Here is a 16527-nt window from a genome sequence, read left to right as displayed (position 1 = left end):
CGGCGCCACGCCTGCTAGCTGGGGAAACTCATACACCACCTCCGTGGACGCAACCTCGCCCGGGATCGGAGGGCCAGTCCACCGGGTAGCGATCGGAAGCATGCACGGTGGCGAGAGCGTCGACGCAGGCATGCAGATCCTCGGTGGTTCTCGGACGGATCAAGGGACTCATCACCCGGTGATTCTCAGGGAGTGGGCCTGATCGGTTCCAGCCAGATTCGAATCTGTATTCATGGACCGTTGGGGACCCGGCTTCCGTATGGAGCGGGTGACGGGAATCGAACCCGCGCCGTCGCTTGGGAAGTGCATCGACCACGCCTTGTAGAGCGGCTGAGCCGGGCGTCCGTCTGGTCGTGGGGTGGCAGTGGTCGGCCCCTCGTCGTCCTGTCTGATCGCGCGACGGTCAGGATCGTGATCTCAGCCGTTGCCACCAGGAAGGTCGTACGGTCCGAGCGGTCGTTCCATACGGCGCCTCACCTGTGACGGCGTACTTGAAGAACGACTCAAGCTCATGTTCGGCTCCGTTGCCGATCCGCTTGGCGACCTTGTTGTGCGGATAGCCTCGAAGTCCGTCAGGGCTCTCCACGGCGGCGGCGCTCTCGGCCGTGCAGTACATCCACGACCAGTCGCCGCTTCGAACGATCATCTCGCCCAGGTACGCCCCCGCACCCATGATCACGCTATGAGTGATCTCTGGGGATGGATTGGAAGCCGCGAACTCGGTGCAGTAGTTGTCGAGATGATGAATGAGCGCCGGGTCCCAGTTGAAGGAGTATCCGTCCTCCCGCGTGTGCTCGACGAAGTGTTCGGCCAGCCCGCGCATGTACTCGGCGGTCTCAGCGTCACTCGGCGGTGGTTCCTGCTGTGATTTCCCACGCACCGTTCACTCCCGGTCCTCAGCCTTGATCATCCGCATAGCCTCCCACAGGACGATTCGAGAGAGGAAGATCGATTACCCAGCGTGCCACCTCGCCTGCTCATTCCGTCTGTCGTCGAACCGTCCGCAGGGAAAGCGGGGCAGGGTTTGGCCGTCATGATGGAGCGCCCCGCCGGGGGCTGAGCCCTGACAGATCATGACCAGTACGGTGCGGCTGTGACTGATTTCGAGGCGTGGGCGCGGTCATCGCTGTGGGAGCAGGCGGATCTGGCAAGCTGCGAGAGCTGCGGTTCCACCTGAGCTTGCTCCGCTTTGACGGACACCTTTGGTGTGGTGGTCAGGCCGCGACAGCGGCCTCATAGGCGGCAGGGCTAACGTAGCCCAGACTGCTGTGCAGGCGGTGCAGGTTGTACCAGCTCTCGATGAACTCGAAGATCGCGCTGCGGGCGACCGCCCGGCTGGGCCACGACCGCCCATCCAGCAACTCGTCCTTCAACGTGGCGAAGAACGACTCGGCCAGGGCGTTGTCCCAGCATTGACCGGTCCGGCCGACCGACAGCCGCACCCCGAGCCGCTCGGCCAGCTCGGCGAAGGCACCGCTGGTGTATTGGCAGCCGCGGTCCGAGTGGAAGATCACTTCCCGGGCGGGACGGCGTCGCAGGCAGGCCGCTTGCAGGGCGTCGGCGGCCAGTTCGGTGCGCAGGTGATCGGCGATGGCCCAGCCCACCACCCGACGTGAGGCGATGTCGATCACGGTGGCCAGATACAGCCAGCCTTCGTCGGTGGGCAGGTAGACACCTCACGCGGGTGAGATGTCAAGCGGCAGCTGATTCGATCTTCTCGCGAGGGGTGGGCCAGGCGGTGGCCTCGTCGTAGAGCACGCCGTTGTGCAGGCAGTGCCAGAGCTTGGCCAACAGCTTATTGGCCAGGTTGCGCAGGGCGCCGTTGTGGGTGTCTCCGGCGGCTCGCCGCTGGTCGTAGTGAACTCGGGCGCCGGCCGATTTAGTGATCGCGGCGAAGGCCCACCAGTGGCAGGCGTCGGCCAGGCGCTGGTTGCGGATATACCGGGCTGAAACGATCTTCATCTTGCCTGATGTGCGGGTAATGGGAGCGGTGCCCGCGAAGCCGCGCAGTCCGGCGATGTCGGTGAAACGGCTGCGGTCATCACCGAGTTCACCCAGAACTCGCGCGCCGAGCACGGTACCCAGCCCGGGCATGCTGGTGACGATCTGAGCCTGGTCGTGGCGGGTGAATAGGCCGGTGATCTGCTCGTGCAGCGCGTCGATGGCGCCGGTCATGGCGACGATGACGTTGAGGAGGCCGCCGACGGCAACCCCGAAGGCCTGCTCCACTTCGGCAGGCTGGCGCAGCTGCTCTTGGCGCAGTTGAGCCGACAGGCGCTCTGGCAGTCCTGGATCGATACGCCGCCCGGCTCTGCGCAAAAGCGTCTCCATCCGGCTGGGTGTCAGCTTCGCCGCGGCCTGCGGCGTGGGCGCGGCCCGCAGCACCGTCAAGGCCGTCCGGTGGGTCAGGATCGGAAACGCCGCCAGCGCGGCCGGGTAGAACTCGCGCAGCAGCGAGCGCAGCCGGTTCACCGTCTGCTGCCGTGCCCAGATGGCCTCCTGATGCTGGCGAGCGACCGCCTTCACGCCGCGGGCGAGATCGGTGTCAGCGGGCAACGGCCGGTGCCGATGACGGTCGGTGCGCAAGACGTCGGCCAGGACCGCGGCATCACCCGGATCGGACTTACCGCCGGCCTGCCCGTGCCGTTCCCGATACCGGGCCACCGCCCGGGGGTTGATCGCAAACAGGGTGAACCCGGCCGCCACCAGGGCCGCGACCAGCAGACCCTTGTCCGTCTCGATAGCGATCTCGATGGAGGTCGGCCCGTCAGACCCAGCGTGCTCGGCGAGTAGTTCGGTCAACCGCCGAAAGCCGGCCAGGTCGTCACCGATCCTGGCCCGGGTCACGATCGCAGCGTCGGCGTTGATCAACGCGATGTCATGGTGTCGTTCCGACCAGTCGATCCCGCAGGTGATGCGCACCAGGCCCTCCTTGAGTGATGTGACGGATGTTCGAGCACAGGGCCTGCGCAGCACCCTCATGGATAGCGCTCGCGGCGCGACACCTCACCAGCTGGCTGCAGACCCAGCAGCCGGCGGGGCCACCGTCTACATGAAGACCTCAAATGAAGTCGGTGATGTCTGAGTGGTCACCCGCCGACAGCTCGACCTGCACCCTGCCCGATCCCCTGTGGCTCTCCCATGAGGTGATGTCGCCGCACCAGCGGGTATCGAGCGCGGCCGCATCCGGGGTGAAGTCCCGGCCGATGAGGTCGGGGCGCAGCGCGGCGCGCGGATCGGCGATGGTGGTCTGCTGCCGACGGCGCCGGTGGCGGCCCTGCAGCCCGGCCGCGCGCATCAACCGGGCCACCCGGCGCCGGCCGCAGCCGGTCCCTTCCCGCCGCAGGACCGCGTGGATGCGCGGAGCGCCGTAGGCGCCCCGCGAGTACCGGTGGACCTCGGCGATGCGCTCGGCCAGGTGCGCATCGCGCACTGCACGGGGACCGGACGCGCCCTGACGGCGGGCATAGAAGGCGGATCGAGAGACCTCCAGCAGCTCACACGCCCGTTTGACGTTGTGGCCGCCCTGCTTCTCCGCCTCGATGAAGGGATGCGCCTTCACCGGGTCTCCTTTGCGAAGAAAGCCGTGGCCCGCTTGAGGATGTCGACGTCCTCGCGCAGGCGGCGGTTCTCCCGCCGCAGCGCGGCCAGTTCCTCGCGTTCATCGCTGGTCAGCCCGTCACGTCGACCGGTGTCGGTCTCGGCCTGGCGGATCCAGTCGCGCACCGCGGTCTCGGTCAGATCGAAGTCCTTGGCCACCTGGCCGATCGAACGGTCTCCGCGTTGGCACAGCTCGACGATCTCCGCCTTGAACTCACGCGTGAACGAGCGGCGAGGACGCGGTTTCTTCTTCCCCATATGGTCCATCATGGACATCCTTCCGGGGACGAGCCCCTGATCTCGGATGTCCGTCAAACCGGATCAAGCCCAGTTCCACCTGCACCGGGAGGCGGTACGGATCACGTACTGGATCGCTCCGGGAAGGCGGATCATCATGCTGACGGTGTTCCGCAAGCAGCGGATGCGGGAGTCCGCCGAGATCGAGCGTGCGTGGCGGGCCATGCGGCGGTGCATCGCTGAGGCCCACACCGCAGATGAGGAGTGAGCGGCATGGGGGAACGCAGAGCGTGGGCGGATAAGAAGGCCGAGATCATGAGCCGCCCCGGTGCGGGAGCGGCATACGAGGCGGCCAAGATCCGCTTCGAGCTGGGTGAGGCGGTGCGGCTGCGGCGTGAGCAGCTCGGGCTGACTCAGGCGGAGCTGGCCGAACGCACAGGGCTGAAGCAGCCGGCGGTGGCGCGGTTCGAAGCGGGGGGACGATGCCCACCATCCCGATGCTGGAGCGGCTGGCGGAGGCTCTGGAGATGCGGCTGAGCGTCCGGTTCCAGCCGCTGCGGGAGGCGAGCTGATCTCACCGGATCGGCATTCGACCTCAAAGGTGCTGGAACCATCTCTGAAACAATCAAGGCCCAGGGCGGGAGTCTGTCCTCACCTGGGCCTTTCGGGTGGAGCGGGTGACGGGAATCGAACCCGCGCTGTCAGCTTGGGAACTGCATCGATCACGGCCCACTGGGGCACTGAGCTGGGCGGAAGGCTGGTCCTGAGTGACCGTGGTTGACCCCTCGTCACCCCTCTTAATGGCCCGCTAATGGCCCGGTGATCAGTCTGCGACCTGGTGTTTCTCGCGCGACGCGTGCATCCCGGGCCAGTCGGTGTAGCGGGTCACCTCTGGGTCGCCGGCGAACGCGTGCACGGCTGCGTGATCACTGGCACGGAAGTCACGCAGCAGCAGCCTAGGCGTGGTCAGTTCCATGATCTTAAGTATGGGCGTACCCACGATGAGCCGCAGCCCGGAGTGAGGCTCTATGAAATGTCTAGCTTCGTCACGATGCATGGTGACGATCCGTTACGCTGCCCAGCGTCAAAGTATGATCTTGAGGAGACTGAGCCAGACAATGCGTAGATTCAAGCAGGCAGCGGTGTTCACGGTCGCCACGGCAGTCGCACTTGCCAGTTCCGTGGTCATGAGCAGCCCGGCAATGGCCGCGTCATCGCCGACCGCGGCGTGCGGCGGCGGCAGCTACCGCGTCATCGACAGCCACGCCATCAGCGGGCTCGCCACGATTTACCTGCTCTACAACGGCAGCACCAACTGTGTGGTGACGTGGAAGAGCAGCAAGTACCAGGGCGGTTACACCCTTACGGGGGCCACCATTCAAAGGAAGGGCGGCAGCAAGATTAGTGACACCGGCTCCTACAAGATCTACGCCGGTCCCGTGAAGGTCAACGCTGCCGGCACCTGTGTCTCGTGGGGAGGCCATGCTTCGAACAGCGCTGGTGTTGGTGAGGGCTGGCAATCGAGCTGGACTCACTGCGGCTGATCATCGAGACAGGTCGTCATTTCAACGTCGGGGTGACTCGGCCCCGGGTTCGCCGGGGCGCGAGTCCCCTTCCGTGCGCGGGCGAACGACTGGTGTCGAGAATGACTGCCCACACGCTTGCGTTCCACCTCGGCCGGGCGCACAGTGACCGTACTTGCGCACCGACAGAGACCTTCTGCCTAGGGTCGGCGGTATGAGCCAAGGCCCGGACGGGGATCGTGTCCCCACCTGGGTCTTCACAGTGAGAGCGGGTGACGGGAATCGAACCCGCGCTGTCAGCTTGGGAAGTGCATGACTCGCGCCTCGTGAAGCGGTTGAGCTGGGCGTTCGGCCGGTCGTGAGTGACCGTGGTTGACCCTTCGTCACCCTGGCTAATGGCACGCTAATGGCACGGCGATCAGCCCGCGACCTGGTCTTGCCTGCGCGGCGCGCACACCCCGCCCACCTCAGCCATCGATAGGTCGACGCGATAGGCGCGCCCTTCGGGATCATCCCGGAGCCGGAGCGCCCCCGCCGGAGGCTGGAAGGGGTTCGTCAATGGCGCTGCGTGGCTGGTTGGCCCGTGGGTTCTGGCGGCTGGACGCCGTACTGGGAGGTGATGCCGAACCTGTGCGGAGTCAGATCTTCGCTGCGCGGCATCCGGTCAAGATGGGGGTGCGGGTAGGGGCGGCGATGGGAGCTCTTTTTGCGGTGCTGTCAGCACTGTCCCCAGAGGGATGGGGCTGGGATGCGGTGGGCATTCTGTGCGCTGTCATCGTCTTCTTCGGTGTGTTCATGACGGGCATGGGGTTCTGGGAGCGGCGAAGGCAGCGGCATTACGGCTTCTACAAGGAGAGCGGGCGTACCGAACTCGGTGGCTGAGATCGACGCTGCGCGGCCGCGGGGCGCTGGGGCCGGCGCGTTGGTTGGGTACGGCGGGCACGCGGTGCGGCTACGGCCCGGGTCGCCGCCGGCCGGGACCGGCGCCCACGCCGCACGCCCGGCCGGCGGGCGGCAGAGGGCCGGGTACGGCGGCGCGGCGCGTCGCCGCTTGATTCCTATAAGAACAATTCGGCAAGCTTTACTTACGGGGCGAGTCTGCCCCATATGACAGAGGAGCTGACCTGATTGATCCTCCCGGTGCTTCAGGGATTCGCGTTGGTGGCAGGGTGCATGAACGCCGTGCTAGGCATCTACGTGTTGACGACCAATCGGCTTCCCCCGCTAGTTCCGATCCGCAAACGTGATGGTTATAAGCCTCGCCTCTACGGGTGGGGAGTACTGCTGATGGCGTTCTTCGTCTTTCTCCTGCTGCTGGGCCAGTGGGTGATGGATTGGTCGCCTGATCTAGCATTGATGCTGGCGATCACCGCGATCGGGTGTGCCGTTGCGGGGTCATTCCTGGTGCTTTTGGCGAAGTCTTCTTAGCGGGTCTCGTAAGACCTTGGTGTCGTTAGTCGAGTAGCTCAGGGCGGCGTACTGTAAGGGCTCTGCGGGCTGTGACGTATCGCTCGTGGAATTCCTTGGCGAGAGCTTCGCGGCGGTAGCGCTGTCTGATGACGCGATCCAGGTCCCCAGCGCGGTTGACCAGGTCGGTTAGGGACCGGCGGTCGATGTCGAAGGCGGTCATGCCCTGTTCCACTGCGGCATCGAGGTCGCCGCGCCGGGCGTGCACGATGCCAAGGTCGATGTGAGCGTCGGCGACGCGCATAGGCGCATTCGACGTACCGTCCGGCCGGGTGTGCATCTGGATCGTCTCTAGCGCGTGTTCCTCAGCCCGGTCATTGTCCTCCAGCCAGGTGTATGCGGTGGCGGCGTAAAAGACCCACTTGGCGTGGTCGAACACGAAGTGATGGTCAGGGTTGCTCGGTAATGAGAGCTTGGCGAGAATGTCGGCGCCTCGGGTGAGCGCCTTATCGGCTTCACGCCGGTCGCCGATGCGGGCCAGGCCACGGGCCTCCTGCAAGGTGAGTTGCACCATGGCGCTGGACTGGCCGGCGGTGGCCTAGCCCATGCGGGCGGCGGTGACCACGTCCTCATAGCGGCCTTCGACCAGGGCAAACCACGCGTACATCTCGTAGGCCCACCCCATGAGTTCCCCGTGCCCGACCTGGCGGCCCATCTCATAGGCGGTACGGCGGGCGGTCTCGGCCTCCTCCCGCTCGCCCAGGTCGTAATGCACACACCCCAGGAGCGCGGTCAGCCATCCGGTGATGACCAGGAGTTCGCGGTGCTGGTCGAGGGTGATCCGGCCGGACAGCAGGCGGGTGATCTGCGCAAGGCGCTTCTGGGTCCGGTCGCGCAACGTGGCGGCGGGAACGACCGGGTAGGCCCGGCATAGCAAGTCAACGGCTTCGGCGAGTGCTTCGAGGGTGCCGGTTCCGACGTCGGACGCCTGGAGCTGTTGGGCGAGTTCCATGGTCCCGTACAGGTCGGCCTCGGCGCGGAGAGCGTCCATCGGCACGATGGTCGTCGCCTCGATCAGGCGGCCTTGACCACGCCGGTTCTGGCGGAACCCCAAAGCCTCGGGCTGTAGGCCAGTCAACTGGGTGAGAGCGCGCCGGTAGGAGGTGTGCGGCCAGGAGACTTCGCCGGCCTCCCATCGCCTGATCCGCTCCTCGTCGCATGCCAGGCGCTCGGCGATGCCGGTCGGGGTGGCGTTGATCCGGTCGGCCATGTCGGCGCGGGTGAGCTGGTGCTCGTTGCGCCAGGCCCGGAGTTGGACGTTCGGGATGTTGTCGGGCATCTCGGGTCTTCCTCCCGGCTGGGGGCTCAAGAGGGGGAAAGAAGGGGGGTCTTTCGGGGCCCTAGCGATCACGATTTGCCGGTGGACCTGCCATCAAGCAACCACGGTACGTCAGCCCGCCTTCCGCCGCAGGGAGCGCGGATCACATCGAGGAGATGGCGACGGTGACCCGGCCAGACGAGAACAGCACGACACGCCCGTGCCCTGCGTGCCGGGGACGTGGAACCAAACTGCGCAGCTCGCGCCGTGCACTTCTCCTCGGCGAGAGCAGCGATGACCACGAGACGTACGGAGAACAGGAATGTCTCGACTGCCTCGCAAGCGGCCGGGTCGAAGGGAACGCCAGATGAATCCGATCATGCAAGCCGCCGCGGCCTTCACCGAATACCAGCGTCGGCAGCGTGAGGCGTTCGCGCTCACCCGGTTGCGCGATGAGTTGCTGAAGCACGGCATCCACGCCGAGCTGCGTGACGACGACAGTGCGCTGATGGTCCACCGTCCCGGCGGGGCCGGCCTTCCGGTGTGGGTGTTCGTCGGGTACGGCGGGGCCTATTACTCCTGGCGGTCCGCGGAGAAGCGTCACCCGGTGAGCGACCTCCAGGGTGCCGCACAGATTCTGGCCGACTACGTCGGTCGCTGAGACGGGCACGGCGAGGCGGCGAGTCCGCCGGTGAGGAGGGGGCCGGAAGGGCGTCACCCCTTCCTCGCCGTGCCTCCCGGCTCCCCGGCGGGCAGTAGAGCATGGTCGCGCGGCCCACCCCCTGTCCGCGCGTCTTTCCCCCGTCTCTCCTGCCTGCCGGGGCCGCTCCACAGCCGATCACCGCACGCAATGACGACGATGAAGCGGATAGGACCACTGAAACGTTGGCACCTACGGGGTGATCGAGGTGTCCGGAGCCGAGGGCTTCCCTGGCCGGGTCATTGAAGCCAACGCCCGTCCTCGTACTCGGAAGGGATCTCGTCCCTCCACTCCACGCTGTTCCGACTCCTCGAATCATCGATCCCGCTGGGATCCGGGCAGGCGGCTCCCGCACCACGGACAGAAGGCGATGCCGATGACCGAGGTCTCGCCGTCATGGATGATCAGGCCGTACTCCTGAAAACCGGCGTTGAACCTCACAAGGGCGTCCGGGCACTCGAACGGATCCTCATGGTCTTCGCAGCGCCACATCATCTGACGGGTCATCGCCTCACAACAGTGCTCGCTCATACGAGTGAGGGTCTCGCGAACGGAGATCGGCAAGCTACTCGACCAAGCTCCGAGGTGGCCGGTCGACGGAAGGTAGGGCTCCGGGCACCGCCTCGGGCCGAGCTGATGGCACGCGAAGATCAAAGCGCCCTGAAGACGGTCAAGGCACGGGTCTGGACGCCCGTCCTGACCTGGGCCTTCGTGGGTGGAGCGGGTGACGGGAATCGAACCCGCGCTGTCAGCTTGGGAAGTCTCTACGCGGCTTGGGTGCTGAGCTGGCGAAACGTTGACCTGCGAGGGGAGTGCTTCGAGTACCCGCGCTTCCCCGTGAGTCCCCCTTGATCACCCTTCTAACGGGCACGGAAGGGGCACGCGGCTGTCGCGGCCGCAAAAAAATGCGGCCCCTTTCGGGGCCGCCCAGTTGGCCGTAACCAACTTCGTGTACCTCCATGATAGCTACCATCGGCGAGGCTGACCAATGGTGGAGGTGTCTGCTGGTGGATGTGGTGGCGTACGTCGACGGCTTCAACCTGTACCACGGGCTGAAGAGCAAGTACGGCCGTGCGTACTTGTGGCTCGACCTCGTCGAGTTGGTACGGCAGATCCGCCAGCATGACGTGGTGCTCAAGGTCAGGTACTTCACCGCGATCGTCAAGGGCGAACCTGACGCGGCCCTGAGGCAGGAGACCTACCTTGCCGCCTTGGCTGCGCACTGTCCCGAGCTGGAGATCGTCCGCGGCCACTTCAAGAAGAAGACCGCGCGGTGTAGGGACTGCGGCTCCCGATGGACCTGCGCGTGTGATCCTACGCAGACGTTCCATACGTACGAGGAGAAGCTGACCGATGTGGCGCTGGCAGTGGCCATGACCATGGATGCGGCATCCGCTTACGGTGACATGTCACTGCTCATGTCGACTGACACAGACTTTCGCCCCGCAGTCGAGGCCTCGCTTCGGCTGGACCCTACCCGGCCGGTGATGATTGCGTGCCCGCCCGGCCGCGTTGGTCCGAAGCACGACTTCTCAGGACGGGTGGTCTCGTTCGCGATACCTGAGAAGCACCTTCAAGCCTCGCTGCTCCCTGAGGCTGTTCCTGGTCCAGATGGGCGGATCTACCAACGCCCAGGAAAGTGGAGCGGGTGACGGGAATCGAACCCGCGCTGTCAGCTTGGGAAGCTGATGTTCTGCCATTGAACTACACCCGCAGCGGTGTGCCGCGTCCACCACTGTAGCGGAAACTCGGAGCGCTCTCATCCGTCCCCGGGGGAGTTTTCCGGCCGTCACATGAGCCGCCGCATGGGCCGTCGCATGAGCCCTCGCGCGGACTCTCCACGAACCCTCGCACGAGGATCACGGGGGGCGGCGGCCGGGGGCGCCGGGCGGAGGTTCCCGGCGTGGCCGGGTTGCGGCGTTGGTAGGTTGCCCACGTGCTGCTTTCCGATCGTGACATCGCCGCGGAGATCGAGGTCGGCAGGGTCAAGCTCGATCCCTTCGACATCGAGATGATCCAGCCGTCCAGCGTCGACGTGCGCCTGGACCGTTACTTCAGGGTCTTCGAGAACCACCGGTACCCGCACATCGACCCGGCGGTCGAGCAGCCCGGTCTCACCCGGCTGGTCGAGCCGGACGGCGACGAGCCGTTCGTCCTGCACCCGGGGGAGTTCGTCCTCGCCAGCACCTACGAGGTCGTCAGCCTCCCGGACGACATCGCCTCGCGGCTGGAGGGCAAGAGCTCGCTGGGCAGGCTCGGCCTGCTCACCCATTCCACGGCGGGCTTCATCGATCCCGGCTTCAGCGGCCACGTGACCCTGGAGCTCTCCAACGTCGCGACGCTGCCGATCAAGCTCTGGCCGGGGATGAAGATCGGCCAGCTGTGCATGTTCCGGCTCAGCTCGCCCGCCGCGCATCCGTACGGCTCGGAGCGGTACGGCTCGCGTTACCAGGGCCAGCGGGGGCCGACGCCGAGCCGCTCCTACCTGAACTTCCACCGGACCGTGATCTGAGCGACCCGGACCGGGGTCGTCCGCCGTTCCGCGCCGAGCCCCCGGCACGCCGGCCGGGCCGGAACCGTCGGTCGGGCCGGACGGTCCGCGTACGGCAGCGGTACGGCGAAGCCTCTGGAAAGTGAACGCAAAGTGAATATCAGATGAACACGGGACCAATGAGATCTGCTCGGGCTGATGGGGAACGGGGTATTCGGGGGGCTGCGTGACCGAAATCACGGCCACCGTCCGAAACCCCCGAGTGACCGGGGTCGCGTCCTCGCAGGTGGGAAGGCCCACGCGGGCCTGAGGTGCGGCGATGGGCGTGTGCGGGGAGAAGAAAGCGCGGCATGTGGATCAAGCGGCAGCCGGCGACCCTTCTTGTCGGCCCCAGCTCAGCGTAATATGGCCCAAAACCAGCAAAACGGTCATCGGAAAGATGAGCCCAAGGCTTCCTCCCGAAGGGTGCCGCCAGGTATACACCGGGCAGCGGCAGTTGGAAGAGTAGGCGTCTACTGGGTGAAGTTCGGATTTCCGCTGGTAACCCGTACCCTTCTCTGCGGACCATCCCCGCACATCTGGAGAACGACGTGCGCCTGCGTCTCACGCCTAGTGAGGACAGCTACTACGACTTGTTCGCCGACTCGGCGAACAACCTCGTCACAGCGTCCCGGCTACTGGTCGAGATCATCAGCGACGGATCGGACAGGGACGCCCTGGCCGAGAAGATGCGTGCCTGTGAGCACGCCGGTGACGAGCGTACTCACGCGATCATGAACCGGCTCAACGAGAGCTTCATCACGCCCTTCGACCGCGAGGACATCTACCGTCTCGCGTCGAACCTCGACGACGTGATGGACTATATGGAGGCCGCCGCCGACCTCATCGGCCTGTACCAGATCGACCACCTCCCCAAGGAGGTCGTCCGTCAGGTGGAGGTCCTGGAGCGCGCCGCCGAGCTGACCGCGGAGGCCATGCCGCGGCTGCGCTCGATGCGGAACCTCAACGAGTACTGGATCGAGATCAACCGTCTGGAGAACCAGGCCGACCAGGTCTACCGGCGCCTGCTCGCCAAGCTGTTCGGCGGGGAGTACGACGCGCTGACCGTCCTCAAGATGAAGGAGGTCATCGACCAGTTGGAGATGGCCGCCGACGCCTTCGAGCACGTGGCGAACACGATCGAGTCGATCGCGGTCAAGGAAAGTTAAGTGGACCTCACGCTCGTACTCGTCATCGGCGTGGTCGCCGTGGCGCTGGCGTTCGACTACACCAACGGCTTCCATGACGCCGCGAACGCGATCGCGACCTCGGTTTCGACCCGCGCGCTGACGCCCCGGGCCGCCCTGTTCATGGCCGCCGCCATGAACTTCCTGGGCGCCCACCTGGGCACACAGGTGGCGGCGACGGTCGGCAAGGGCATCATCGAGGCCCCCAAGGGGGTCCACGGCCTGGTGATCGTGGTGTCCGCGCTGGTCGGGGCGATCACCTGGAACCTCGTCACCTGGTACTTCGGCCTGCCCTCGTCGAGCAGCCACGCGCTGATCGGCGGACTCGTCGGCTCGGCTTTGGCCTCGTCGAGCGTCGTCCACTGGAACGGCGTGGTCGAGAAGGTCGTCATCCCGATGATCCTGTCCCCGCTGGTCGGCTTCACCCTGGCGGCGATCGTCATGATCGCCATCCTCTGGGGCTTCCGCCGTTCCCAGCCGGCGAAGACGAACCGGGGCTTCCGGCACGCCCAGACGGTCTCGGCCGCGGCCATGGCCCTGGGCCACGGCCTCCAGGACGCGCAGAAGACCATGGGAGTGATCTTCCTGGCGCTCGTCGTCGGCGGGTTCCAGCACGAGGGCGACGCGATCCCCCAGTGGGTGATCCTCTCCGCGGCGACCGCCATCTCGCTGGGCACCTACGCCGGCGGCTGGCGGATCATGCGGACGCTCGGCCGCCGGATCATCGCGCTCACACCCCCGCAGGGCTTCGCCGCCGAGGCCGCCGCGGCCTCCGTCCTCTACACCGCGGCCATCGGCTTCGGGGCGCCCATCTCCACCACGCACACGATCACCAGCGCGATCATGGGCGTGGGCGCCACCAAGCGCCTGTCCGCGGTGCGGTGGGGCGTCGCGGGCAACATCGTGATGGGCTGGATCCTCACGATCCCCGCCGCCGCGGCCGTCGCCGCGGTGTGCTACTTCGCGGTCCACTGGATGGTCGAGTAGCGAACCGGGCGGTCAGCGGAGCGCCGGTCGGGGACCTCCCGGCCGGCGCTCCGCCGTCTCCAGTGGTGAGCGGTGAGCGGCGCCCTACCTGCGGTACATGACGTCGACGTCCCACCGGGAGAAGCCCAGCTTCTCGTAGAGGCGGACCGCGGCGACGTTGCTCTCGTCGGCGTACAGCATGACCTGGGAGAGGCCCCGGGAACGCAGGTGGGCGAGGCCCGCCAGGGTGAGCGCCCTGCCCAGCCCGCCGCCCTGCTCGTCCGGATCCACACCGACCACGTACACCTCCCCGATCGGGTCGTGCGCGTGGTCGCCGTCGCCGTGCACCTTGGTCCAGTGGAAGCCGACCAGCCGCCCGCCCCCTGCACGTCCGCCGTCCGTCCCGCCGTACGGCTCACCGCCCGGTCCGCCGTAAGGCCCGCCGTACGGCGCGCCGGGCTCCCCGTCCGGCGGCTCCTCGGCGGCCCGTTCGGCGAGGAAGAAGCCCGCAGGGTCGAACCACGGCTCCCGCTCACGCCGCCGCAGGTCGTCGAGCGTCCACGACCCCTGCTCGGGGTGGTGGGCGAACGCCTTGGCGTTGAGAGCGAGCCACGCCTCCTCGTCGGGGGAGCCGGGCTCGAACGTGCGCAGCCGTACGCCCTCGGGCAGCCGGAAGGGGGGCAGGGGCTCGGCCAGCGGGCGGCGCATCTGCCACAGCGACCTGACCCTGCCGAACCCCGCCGACGTGGCCAGCGCCTCGGCCCCCGGGTGCCCGCCGTGCGCCCACAGGCGAAGCCGTCCCCCGGTCAGCTCCAGCACGGCCGCGAGCAGGCGCCGTCCGTGGCCGCGCCGCCGGAACGCCGGATGGACCACCAGCTCCCCGCTCGGCCCCTCGACCGGGTCGGTCGGGTCGACGTGGGCGTAGCCCGCGAGGACGTCCCCGTCGTAGAGGAGCACGGCTCCCGCCCGCTCGTCTCCGCCGTAGCGGAGATGGAGCATCACGTGTTCGTTGAGCGGCCCGACCCCGTCGGCCTCCGTGGCGGCCGCGACCATCTCCAGGACGGCGGCCACCTCCGCCTCGCCGAGCCTTCCTCGCTGTTCCACACGCACGTTCATGCTCTGGACTCTAGGCGGAGCCCGGAACGCGAGGGGCGGCCGGATCGGCGGAATCACCCCTTCCGGGCAGGGTGAATCGTTACCTCCTGGACATTGTTTACATAGATTGCCGCTTTAGGGTCTGGGGTCATGATGTCTCGCTCCCTCAAGCGGCTGGCCCTCGCCGGTGCCCTCGCCGGCAGCGGTCTCGCCCTCGCGGCGGGGCCGGTCCAGGCGGTCGACCGGTCCGCCAGGACGGTGCCGGTCCGCCTGCTCGCGCTCAACGACTTCCACGGCAACCTGGAGCCCCCGACCGGGTCGTCCGGCCGCATGGTCGACGAGACGGGCGCCACCGTCGAGGCCGGCGGCGCCGCCTACATCGCCACCCACATGGCGCAGCTGACCGACAAGAACACGCTGAAGGTCGCCCAGGGCGACCTGATCGGCGCCAGCCCCCTGATCTCCGCCGCCTACCACGACGAGCCCTCGGTGGAGTTCCTCGGCAGGCTCGGCGTCACCGCCTCGGCCGTCGGCAACCACGAGTTCGACGAGGGGTACGGCGAGCTGCGGCGCATCATGTACGGCGGCTGCCACCCGGTGGACGGCTGCTCGCCCGCCGGGCGGTGGAAGGGCGCGCGCTACGACTACCTCGGCGCCAACGTCCTGTTCAAGCAGCCCACCGGGACCGCCGAGAAGCAGGCGCTCGCCGCCTTCGGCGCCGGGAACCCGACCTCGCTGCGCTCGCTGCTGAAGGACTACGGCATCCCGGCCCTGCCCCCGGTCGCCGTCCGCTGGATGAACGGCGTGCCGATCGGCTTCATCGGCCTGGTCACCCAGAGCACCCCCGGCATCGTCACCTCCGAGGGCATCAAGGACCTGCGGTTCATCGACGAGGTCAAGGCCGCCAACGTCGCCTCCAGACTCCTCTCGCTGGTCGGCGTCAAGGCGCAGGTCGTGCTGGTGCACGAGGGCGACCAGGTCGCCGCGGGCAGGTCGCCCGACTCGTGCAGCGCCGAGCCGGGCGCGGGCACCCGCATCGCCACCCAGGTGGACCCCCAGATCGACATGGTCCTCACCGGCCACTCGCACCAGGCGTACCTGTGCCAGGTGACCGACCCGGCGGGCGGCAAGCGGCTGTTCAGCCAGGGCGGCTCGTTCGGCCGGGTGATCACCAAGGTGGACTTCCAGGTGGACGTCCGCACCCGTGACGTCGTGCGCTCCACGGTCGCGGCCGACAACCAGGTCGTCACCCGGACCGTGGATCCGGACGAGGACACCTCCACCTTCGTCCGGACGTGGAAGGACCGCGTCAAGCAGATCGCCGACAGGCCGATCGGTAAGATCACCGCGGACATCACCAACACCGCCGCCCCGTCCGGGGAGTCGCCCCTGGGCAACCTCATCGCCGACGGCCAGCTCGCCGCGACGAAGACCGGCGGCAACGCGCAGATCGCGCTGATGAACCCGGGCGGCGTGCGCGCCCCGCTCACCTACGCGGGCTCTCCCGCCGGCGAGGGCGACGGGGTCGTGACGTACGGCGAGGCCTTCACGGTGCAGCCGTTCAACAACCTCATGCAGGTCGTCACGCTCACCGGCGCCCAGCTCAAGACCGTCCTGGAGCAGCAGTTCACCGGCGGGCCCAACGCCCAGCCGTTCACCAAGATCCTGCAGCCGTCGTCGAACTTCACCTACACCTACAGCGCGAGCGCGCCGTGGGGTTCGAAGGTCTCCGACATGAAGATCGACGGCGTCGTCGTGACCGACGCCCAGACGATCCGGGTCGCCGCCAACAACTTCCTCGTCGGCGGCGGCGACACGTTCCAGGGCTTCACGGCGGGCACCGACCTGTGGAGCGGCCCGCTCGACATCGACGCCTTCACCGACTACCTGACCGCGGCGGGGACGATCGCGCCGCCGGTCCCGGACCACATCACCGTCGCGCCCTGACCCGGCGCCGAGCCCGA

Annotated in this window: 20 protein-coding genes, 1 tRNA gene and 1 pseudogene; 11 read left to right on the top strand and 11 right to left on the bottom strand. The window is 67.4% G+C overall.

The annotated features are described in order from the left end of the window. Positions 1-403: 403 nt before the first annotated feature. The 5 genes from AB0D67_RS25920 to AB0D67_RS25900 form a co-directional block, all read right to left on the bottom strand. Positions 404-880, bottom strand: coding sequence for a hypothetical protein (locus AB0D67_RS25920; RefSeq protein ID WP_362940901.1), 477 nt, complete (start codon positions 878-880; stop codon positions 404-406). Positions 881-1214: 334 nt separating this feature from the next. After that, complete coding sequence (locus AB0D67_RS25915; protein ID WP_362940907.1) at positions 1215-1667, bottom strand: IS3 family transposase; 453 nt, start codon at positions 1665-1667, stop codon at positions 1215-1217. Positions 1668-1692: 25 nt separating this feature from the next. Further along, the gene (locus AB0D67_RS25910) at positions 1693-2922 is read right to left on the bottom strand and encodes an IS110 family transposase (RefSeq protein ID WP_362940898.1); all 1230 of its coding nucleotides are present in this window, start codon (positions 2920-2922) and stop codon (positions 1693-1695) included. Between the two features lie 139 nt (positions 2923-3061). Further along, positions 3062-3562, bottom strand: coding sequence for an IS3 family transposase (locus tag AB0D67_RS25905; protein ID WP_362940895.1), 501 nt, complete (start codon positions 3560-3562; stop codon positions 3062-3064). After that, positions 3559-3858, bottom strand: coding sequence for a transposase (locus AB0D67_RS25900; RefSeq protein ID WP_362940892.1), 300 nt, complete (start codon positions 3856-3858; stop codon positions 3559-3561). Before AB0D67_RS25900 ends, AB0D67_RS25905 begins: the two co-directional genes overlap by 4 nt. 46 nt (positions 3859-3904) lie before the next feature. On the opposite strand from AB0D67_RS25900, the gene AB0D67_RS25895 reads away from it, so the two are divergent. Then, positions 3905-4105 carry a hypothetical protein gene (locus tag AB0D67_RS25895; protein ID WP_362940889.1) on the top strand — a complete coding sequence of 67 codons (201 nt, stop codon included), beginning with the start codon at positions 3905-3907 and terminating at the stop codon, positions 4103-4105. Positions 4106-4110: 5 nt separating this feature from the next. After that, positions 4111-4278, top strand: a pseudogene (locus AB0D67_RS25890) (XRE family transcriptional regulator); the annotation flags it as partial. Between the two features lie 382 nt (positions 4279-4660). On the opposite strand, the gene AB0D67_RS25885 reads toward AB0D67_RS25890, so the two are convergent. Further along, the gene (locus AB0D67_RS25885; protein WP_346017701.1) at positions 4661-4813 is read right to left on the bottom strand and encodes a GNAT family N-acetyltransferase; all 153 of its coding nucleotides are present in this window, start codon (positions 4811-4813) and stop codon (positions 4661-4663) included. Positions 4814-4955: 142 nt separating this feature from the next. On the opposite strand from AB0D67_RS25885, the gene AB0D67_RS25880 reads away from it, so the two are divergent. From AB0D67_RS25880 to AB0D67_RS25870, 3 genes are all read left to right on the top strand, one after another. Beyond that, complete coding sequence (locus AB0D67_RS25880) at positions 4956-5381, top strand: spore-associated protein A (RefSeq protein WP_362940885.1); 426 nt, start codon at positions 4956-4958, stop codon at positions 5379-5381. A gap of 537 nt (positions 5382-5918) precedes the next feature. After that, complete coding sequence (locus tag AB0D67_RS25875) at positions 5919-6242, top strand: hypothetical protein (protein WP_362940882.1); 324 nt, start codon at positions 5919-5921, stop codon at positions 6240-6242. Positions 6243-6647: 405 nt separating this feature from the next. Beyond that, positions 6648-6788, top strand: coding sequence for a hypothetical protein (locus AB0D67_RS25870; protein ID WP_362940879.1), 141 nt, complete (start codon positions 6648-6650; stop codon positions 6786-6788). Positions 6789-6813: 25 nt separating this feature from the next. On the opposite strand, the gene AB0D67_RS25865 is transcribed toward AB0D67_RS25870, so the two are convergent. Next, a complete protein-coding gene (locus AB0D67_RS25865; protein ID WP_362940876.1) occupies positions 6814-7341 on the bottom strand; it encodes a hypothetical protein in 528 nt (175 codons plus the stop codon). 24 nt (positions 7342-7365) lie between these two features. After that, on the bottom strand, positions 7366-8106 hold the full coding sequence (locus AB0D67_RS25860) for a hypothetical protein (RefSeq protein ID WP_362940873.1): 741 nt from the start codon (positions 8104-8106) through the stop codon (positions 7366-7368). A gap of 346 nt (positions 8107-8452) precedes the next feature. On the opposite strand from AB0D67_RS25860, the gene AB0D67_RS25855 reads away from it, so the two are divergent. Beyond that, positions 8453-8746, top strand: coding sequence for a hypothetical protein (locus AB0D67_RS25855; RefSeq protein WP_362940870.1), 294 nt, complete (start codon positions 8453-8455; stop codon positions 8744-8746). 354 nt (positions 8747-9100) lie between these two features. On the opposite strand, the gene AB0D67_RS25850 is transcribed toward AB0D67_RS25855, so the two are convergent. Continuing rightward, positions 9101-9292, bottom strand: a complete 192-nt coding sequence (locus tag AB0D67_RS25850) for a hypothetical protein (RefSeq protein WP_362940867.1) — start codon at positions 9290-9292, stop codon at positions 9101-9103. Between the two features lie 452 nt (positions 9293-9744). Here AB0D67_RS25850 and AB0D67_RS25845 point away from each other — a divergent pair, with 452 nt between their 5' ends. Continuing rightward, a complete protein-coding gene (locus AB0D67_RS25845; protein ID WP_362940864.1) occupies positions 9745-10437 on the top strand; it encodes an NYN domain-containing protein in 693 nt (230 codons plus the stop codon). Here the strand turns inward: AB0D67_RS25845 and AB0D67_RS25840 are convergent. After that, positions 10426-10499, bottom strand: a tRNA-Gly gene (locus AB0D67_RS25840). The genes AB0D67_RS25845 and AB0D67_RS25840 overlap by 12 nt on opposite strands. A 222-nt stretch (positions 10500-10721) precedes the next feature. On the opposite strand from AB0D67_RS25840, the gene dcd reads away from it, so the two are divergent. The 3 genes from dcd (at position 10722) to AB0D67_RS25825 (ending at position 13489) form a co-directional block, all read left to right on the top strand. Next, positions 10722-11297, top strand: coding sequence for a dCTP deaminase (gene dcd / locus AB0D67_RS25835; protein ID WP_362940861.1), 576 nt, complete (start codon positions 10722-10724; stop codon positions 11295-11297). A gap of 569 nt (positions 11298-11866) precedes the next feature. Further along, on the top strand, positions 11867-12484 hold the full coding sequence (locus AB0D67_RS25830; RefSeq protein WP_179819942.1) for a DUF47 family protein: 618 nt from the start codon (positions 11867-11869) through the stop codon (positions 12482-12484). Continuing rightward, positions 12485-13489, top strand: coding sequence for an inorganic phosphate transporter (locus AB0D67_RS25825; protein WP_362940858.1), 1005 nt, complete (start codon positions 12485-12487; stop codon positions 13487-13489). Positions 13490-13573: 84 nt separating this feature from the next. Here AB0D67_RS25825 and mshD read toward each other — a convergent pair whose 3' ends face one another. Continuing rightward, complete coding sequence (gene mshD, locus AB0D67_RS25820; RefSeq protein WP_362940855.1) at positions 13574-14584, bottom strand: mycothiol synthase; 1011 nt, start codon at positions 14582-14584, stop codon at positions 13574-13576. A gap of 129 nt (positions 14585-14713) precedes the next feature. Between mshD and AB0D67_RS25815 the strand changes: the two genes are divergently transcribed. Further along, on the top strand, positions 14714-16510 hold the full coding sequence (locus AB0D67_RS25815; protein ID WP_362940852.1) for a bifunctional metallophosphatase/5'-nucleotidase: 1797 nt from the start codon (positions 14714-14716) through the stop codon (positions 16508-16510). The last annotated feature ends 17 nt before the right edge of the window (positions 16511-16527 follow it).

Source organism: Streptosporangium sp. NPDC048047 (assembly GCF_040653115.1).
Lineage (GTDB): Bacteria > Actinomycetota > Actinomycetes > Streptosporangiales > Streptosporangiaceae > Streptosporangium.
This window is presented reverse-complemented; position numbering and strand designations above follow the sequence as displayed.

Coding starts and splice junctions, on each gene's coding strand:
- AB0D67_RS25900 (WP_362940892.1), bottom strand. CDS start 3,858: ATGGGGAAGAAGAAACCGCGTCCTCGCCGCTCGTTCACGCGTGAGTTC.
- AB0D67_RS25895 (WP_362940889.1), top strand. CDS start 3,905: ATGTCCGTCAAACCGGATCAAGCCCAGTTCCACCTGCACCGGGAGGCG.
- AB0D67_RS25885 (WP_346017701.1), bottom strand. CDS start 4,813: ATGGAACTGACCACGCCTAGGCTGCTGCTGCGTGACTTCCGTGCCAGT.
- AB0D67_RS25880 (WP_362940885.1), top strand. CDS start 4,956: ATGCGTAGATTCAAGCAGGCAGCGGTGTTCACGGTCGCCACGGCAGTC.
- AB0D67_RS25875 (WP_362940882.1), top strand. CDS start 5,919: ATGGCGCTGCGTGGCTGGTTGGCCCGTGGGTTCTGGCGGCTGGACGCC.
- AB0D67_RS25870 (WP_362940879.1), top strand. CDS start 6,648: ATGGCGTTCTTCGTCTTTCTCCTGCTGCTGGGCCAGTGGGTGATGGAT.
- AB0D67_RS25865 (WP_362940876.1), bottom strand. CDS start 7,341: ATGGTGCAACTCACCTTGCAGGAGGCCCGTGGCCTGGCCCGCATCGGC.
- AB0D67_RS25860 (WP_362940873.1), bottom strand. CDS start 8,106: ATGCCCGACAACATCCCGAACGTCCAACTCCGGGCCTGGCGCAACGAG.
- AB0D67_RS25855 (WP_362940870.1), top strand. CDS start 8,453: ATGAATCCGATCATGCAAGCCGCCGCGGCCTTCACCGAATACCAGCGT.
- AB0D67_RS25850 (WP_362940867.1), bottom strand. CDS start 9,292: ATGACCCGTCAGATGATGTGGCGCTGCGAAGACCATGAGGATCCGTTC.
- AB0D67_RS25845 (WP_362940864.1), top strand. CDS start 9,745: ATGATAGCTACCATCGGCGAGGCTGACCAATGGTGGAGGTGTCTGCTG.
- mshD (WP_362940855.1), bottom strand. CDS start 14,584: ATGAACGTGCGTGTGGAACAGCGAGGAAGGCTCGGCGAGGCGGAGGTG.
- AB0D67_RS25815 (WP_362940852.1), top strand. CDS start 14,714: ATGATGTCTCGCTCCCTCAAGCGGCTGGCCCTCGCCGGTGCCCTCGCC.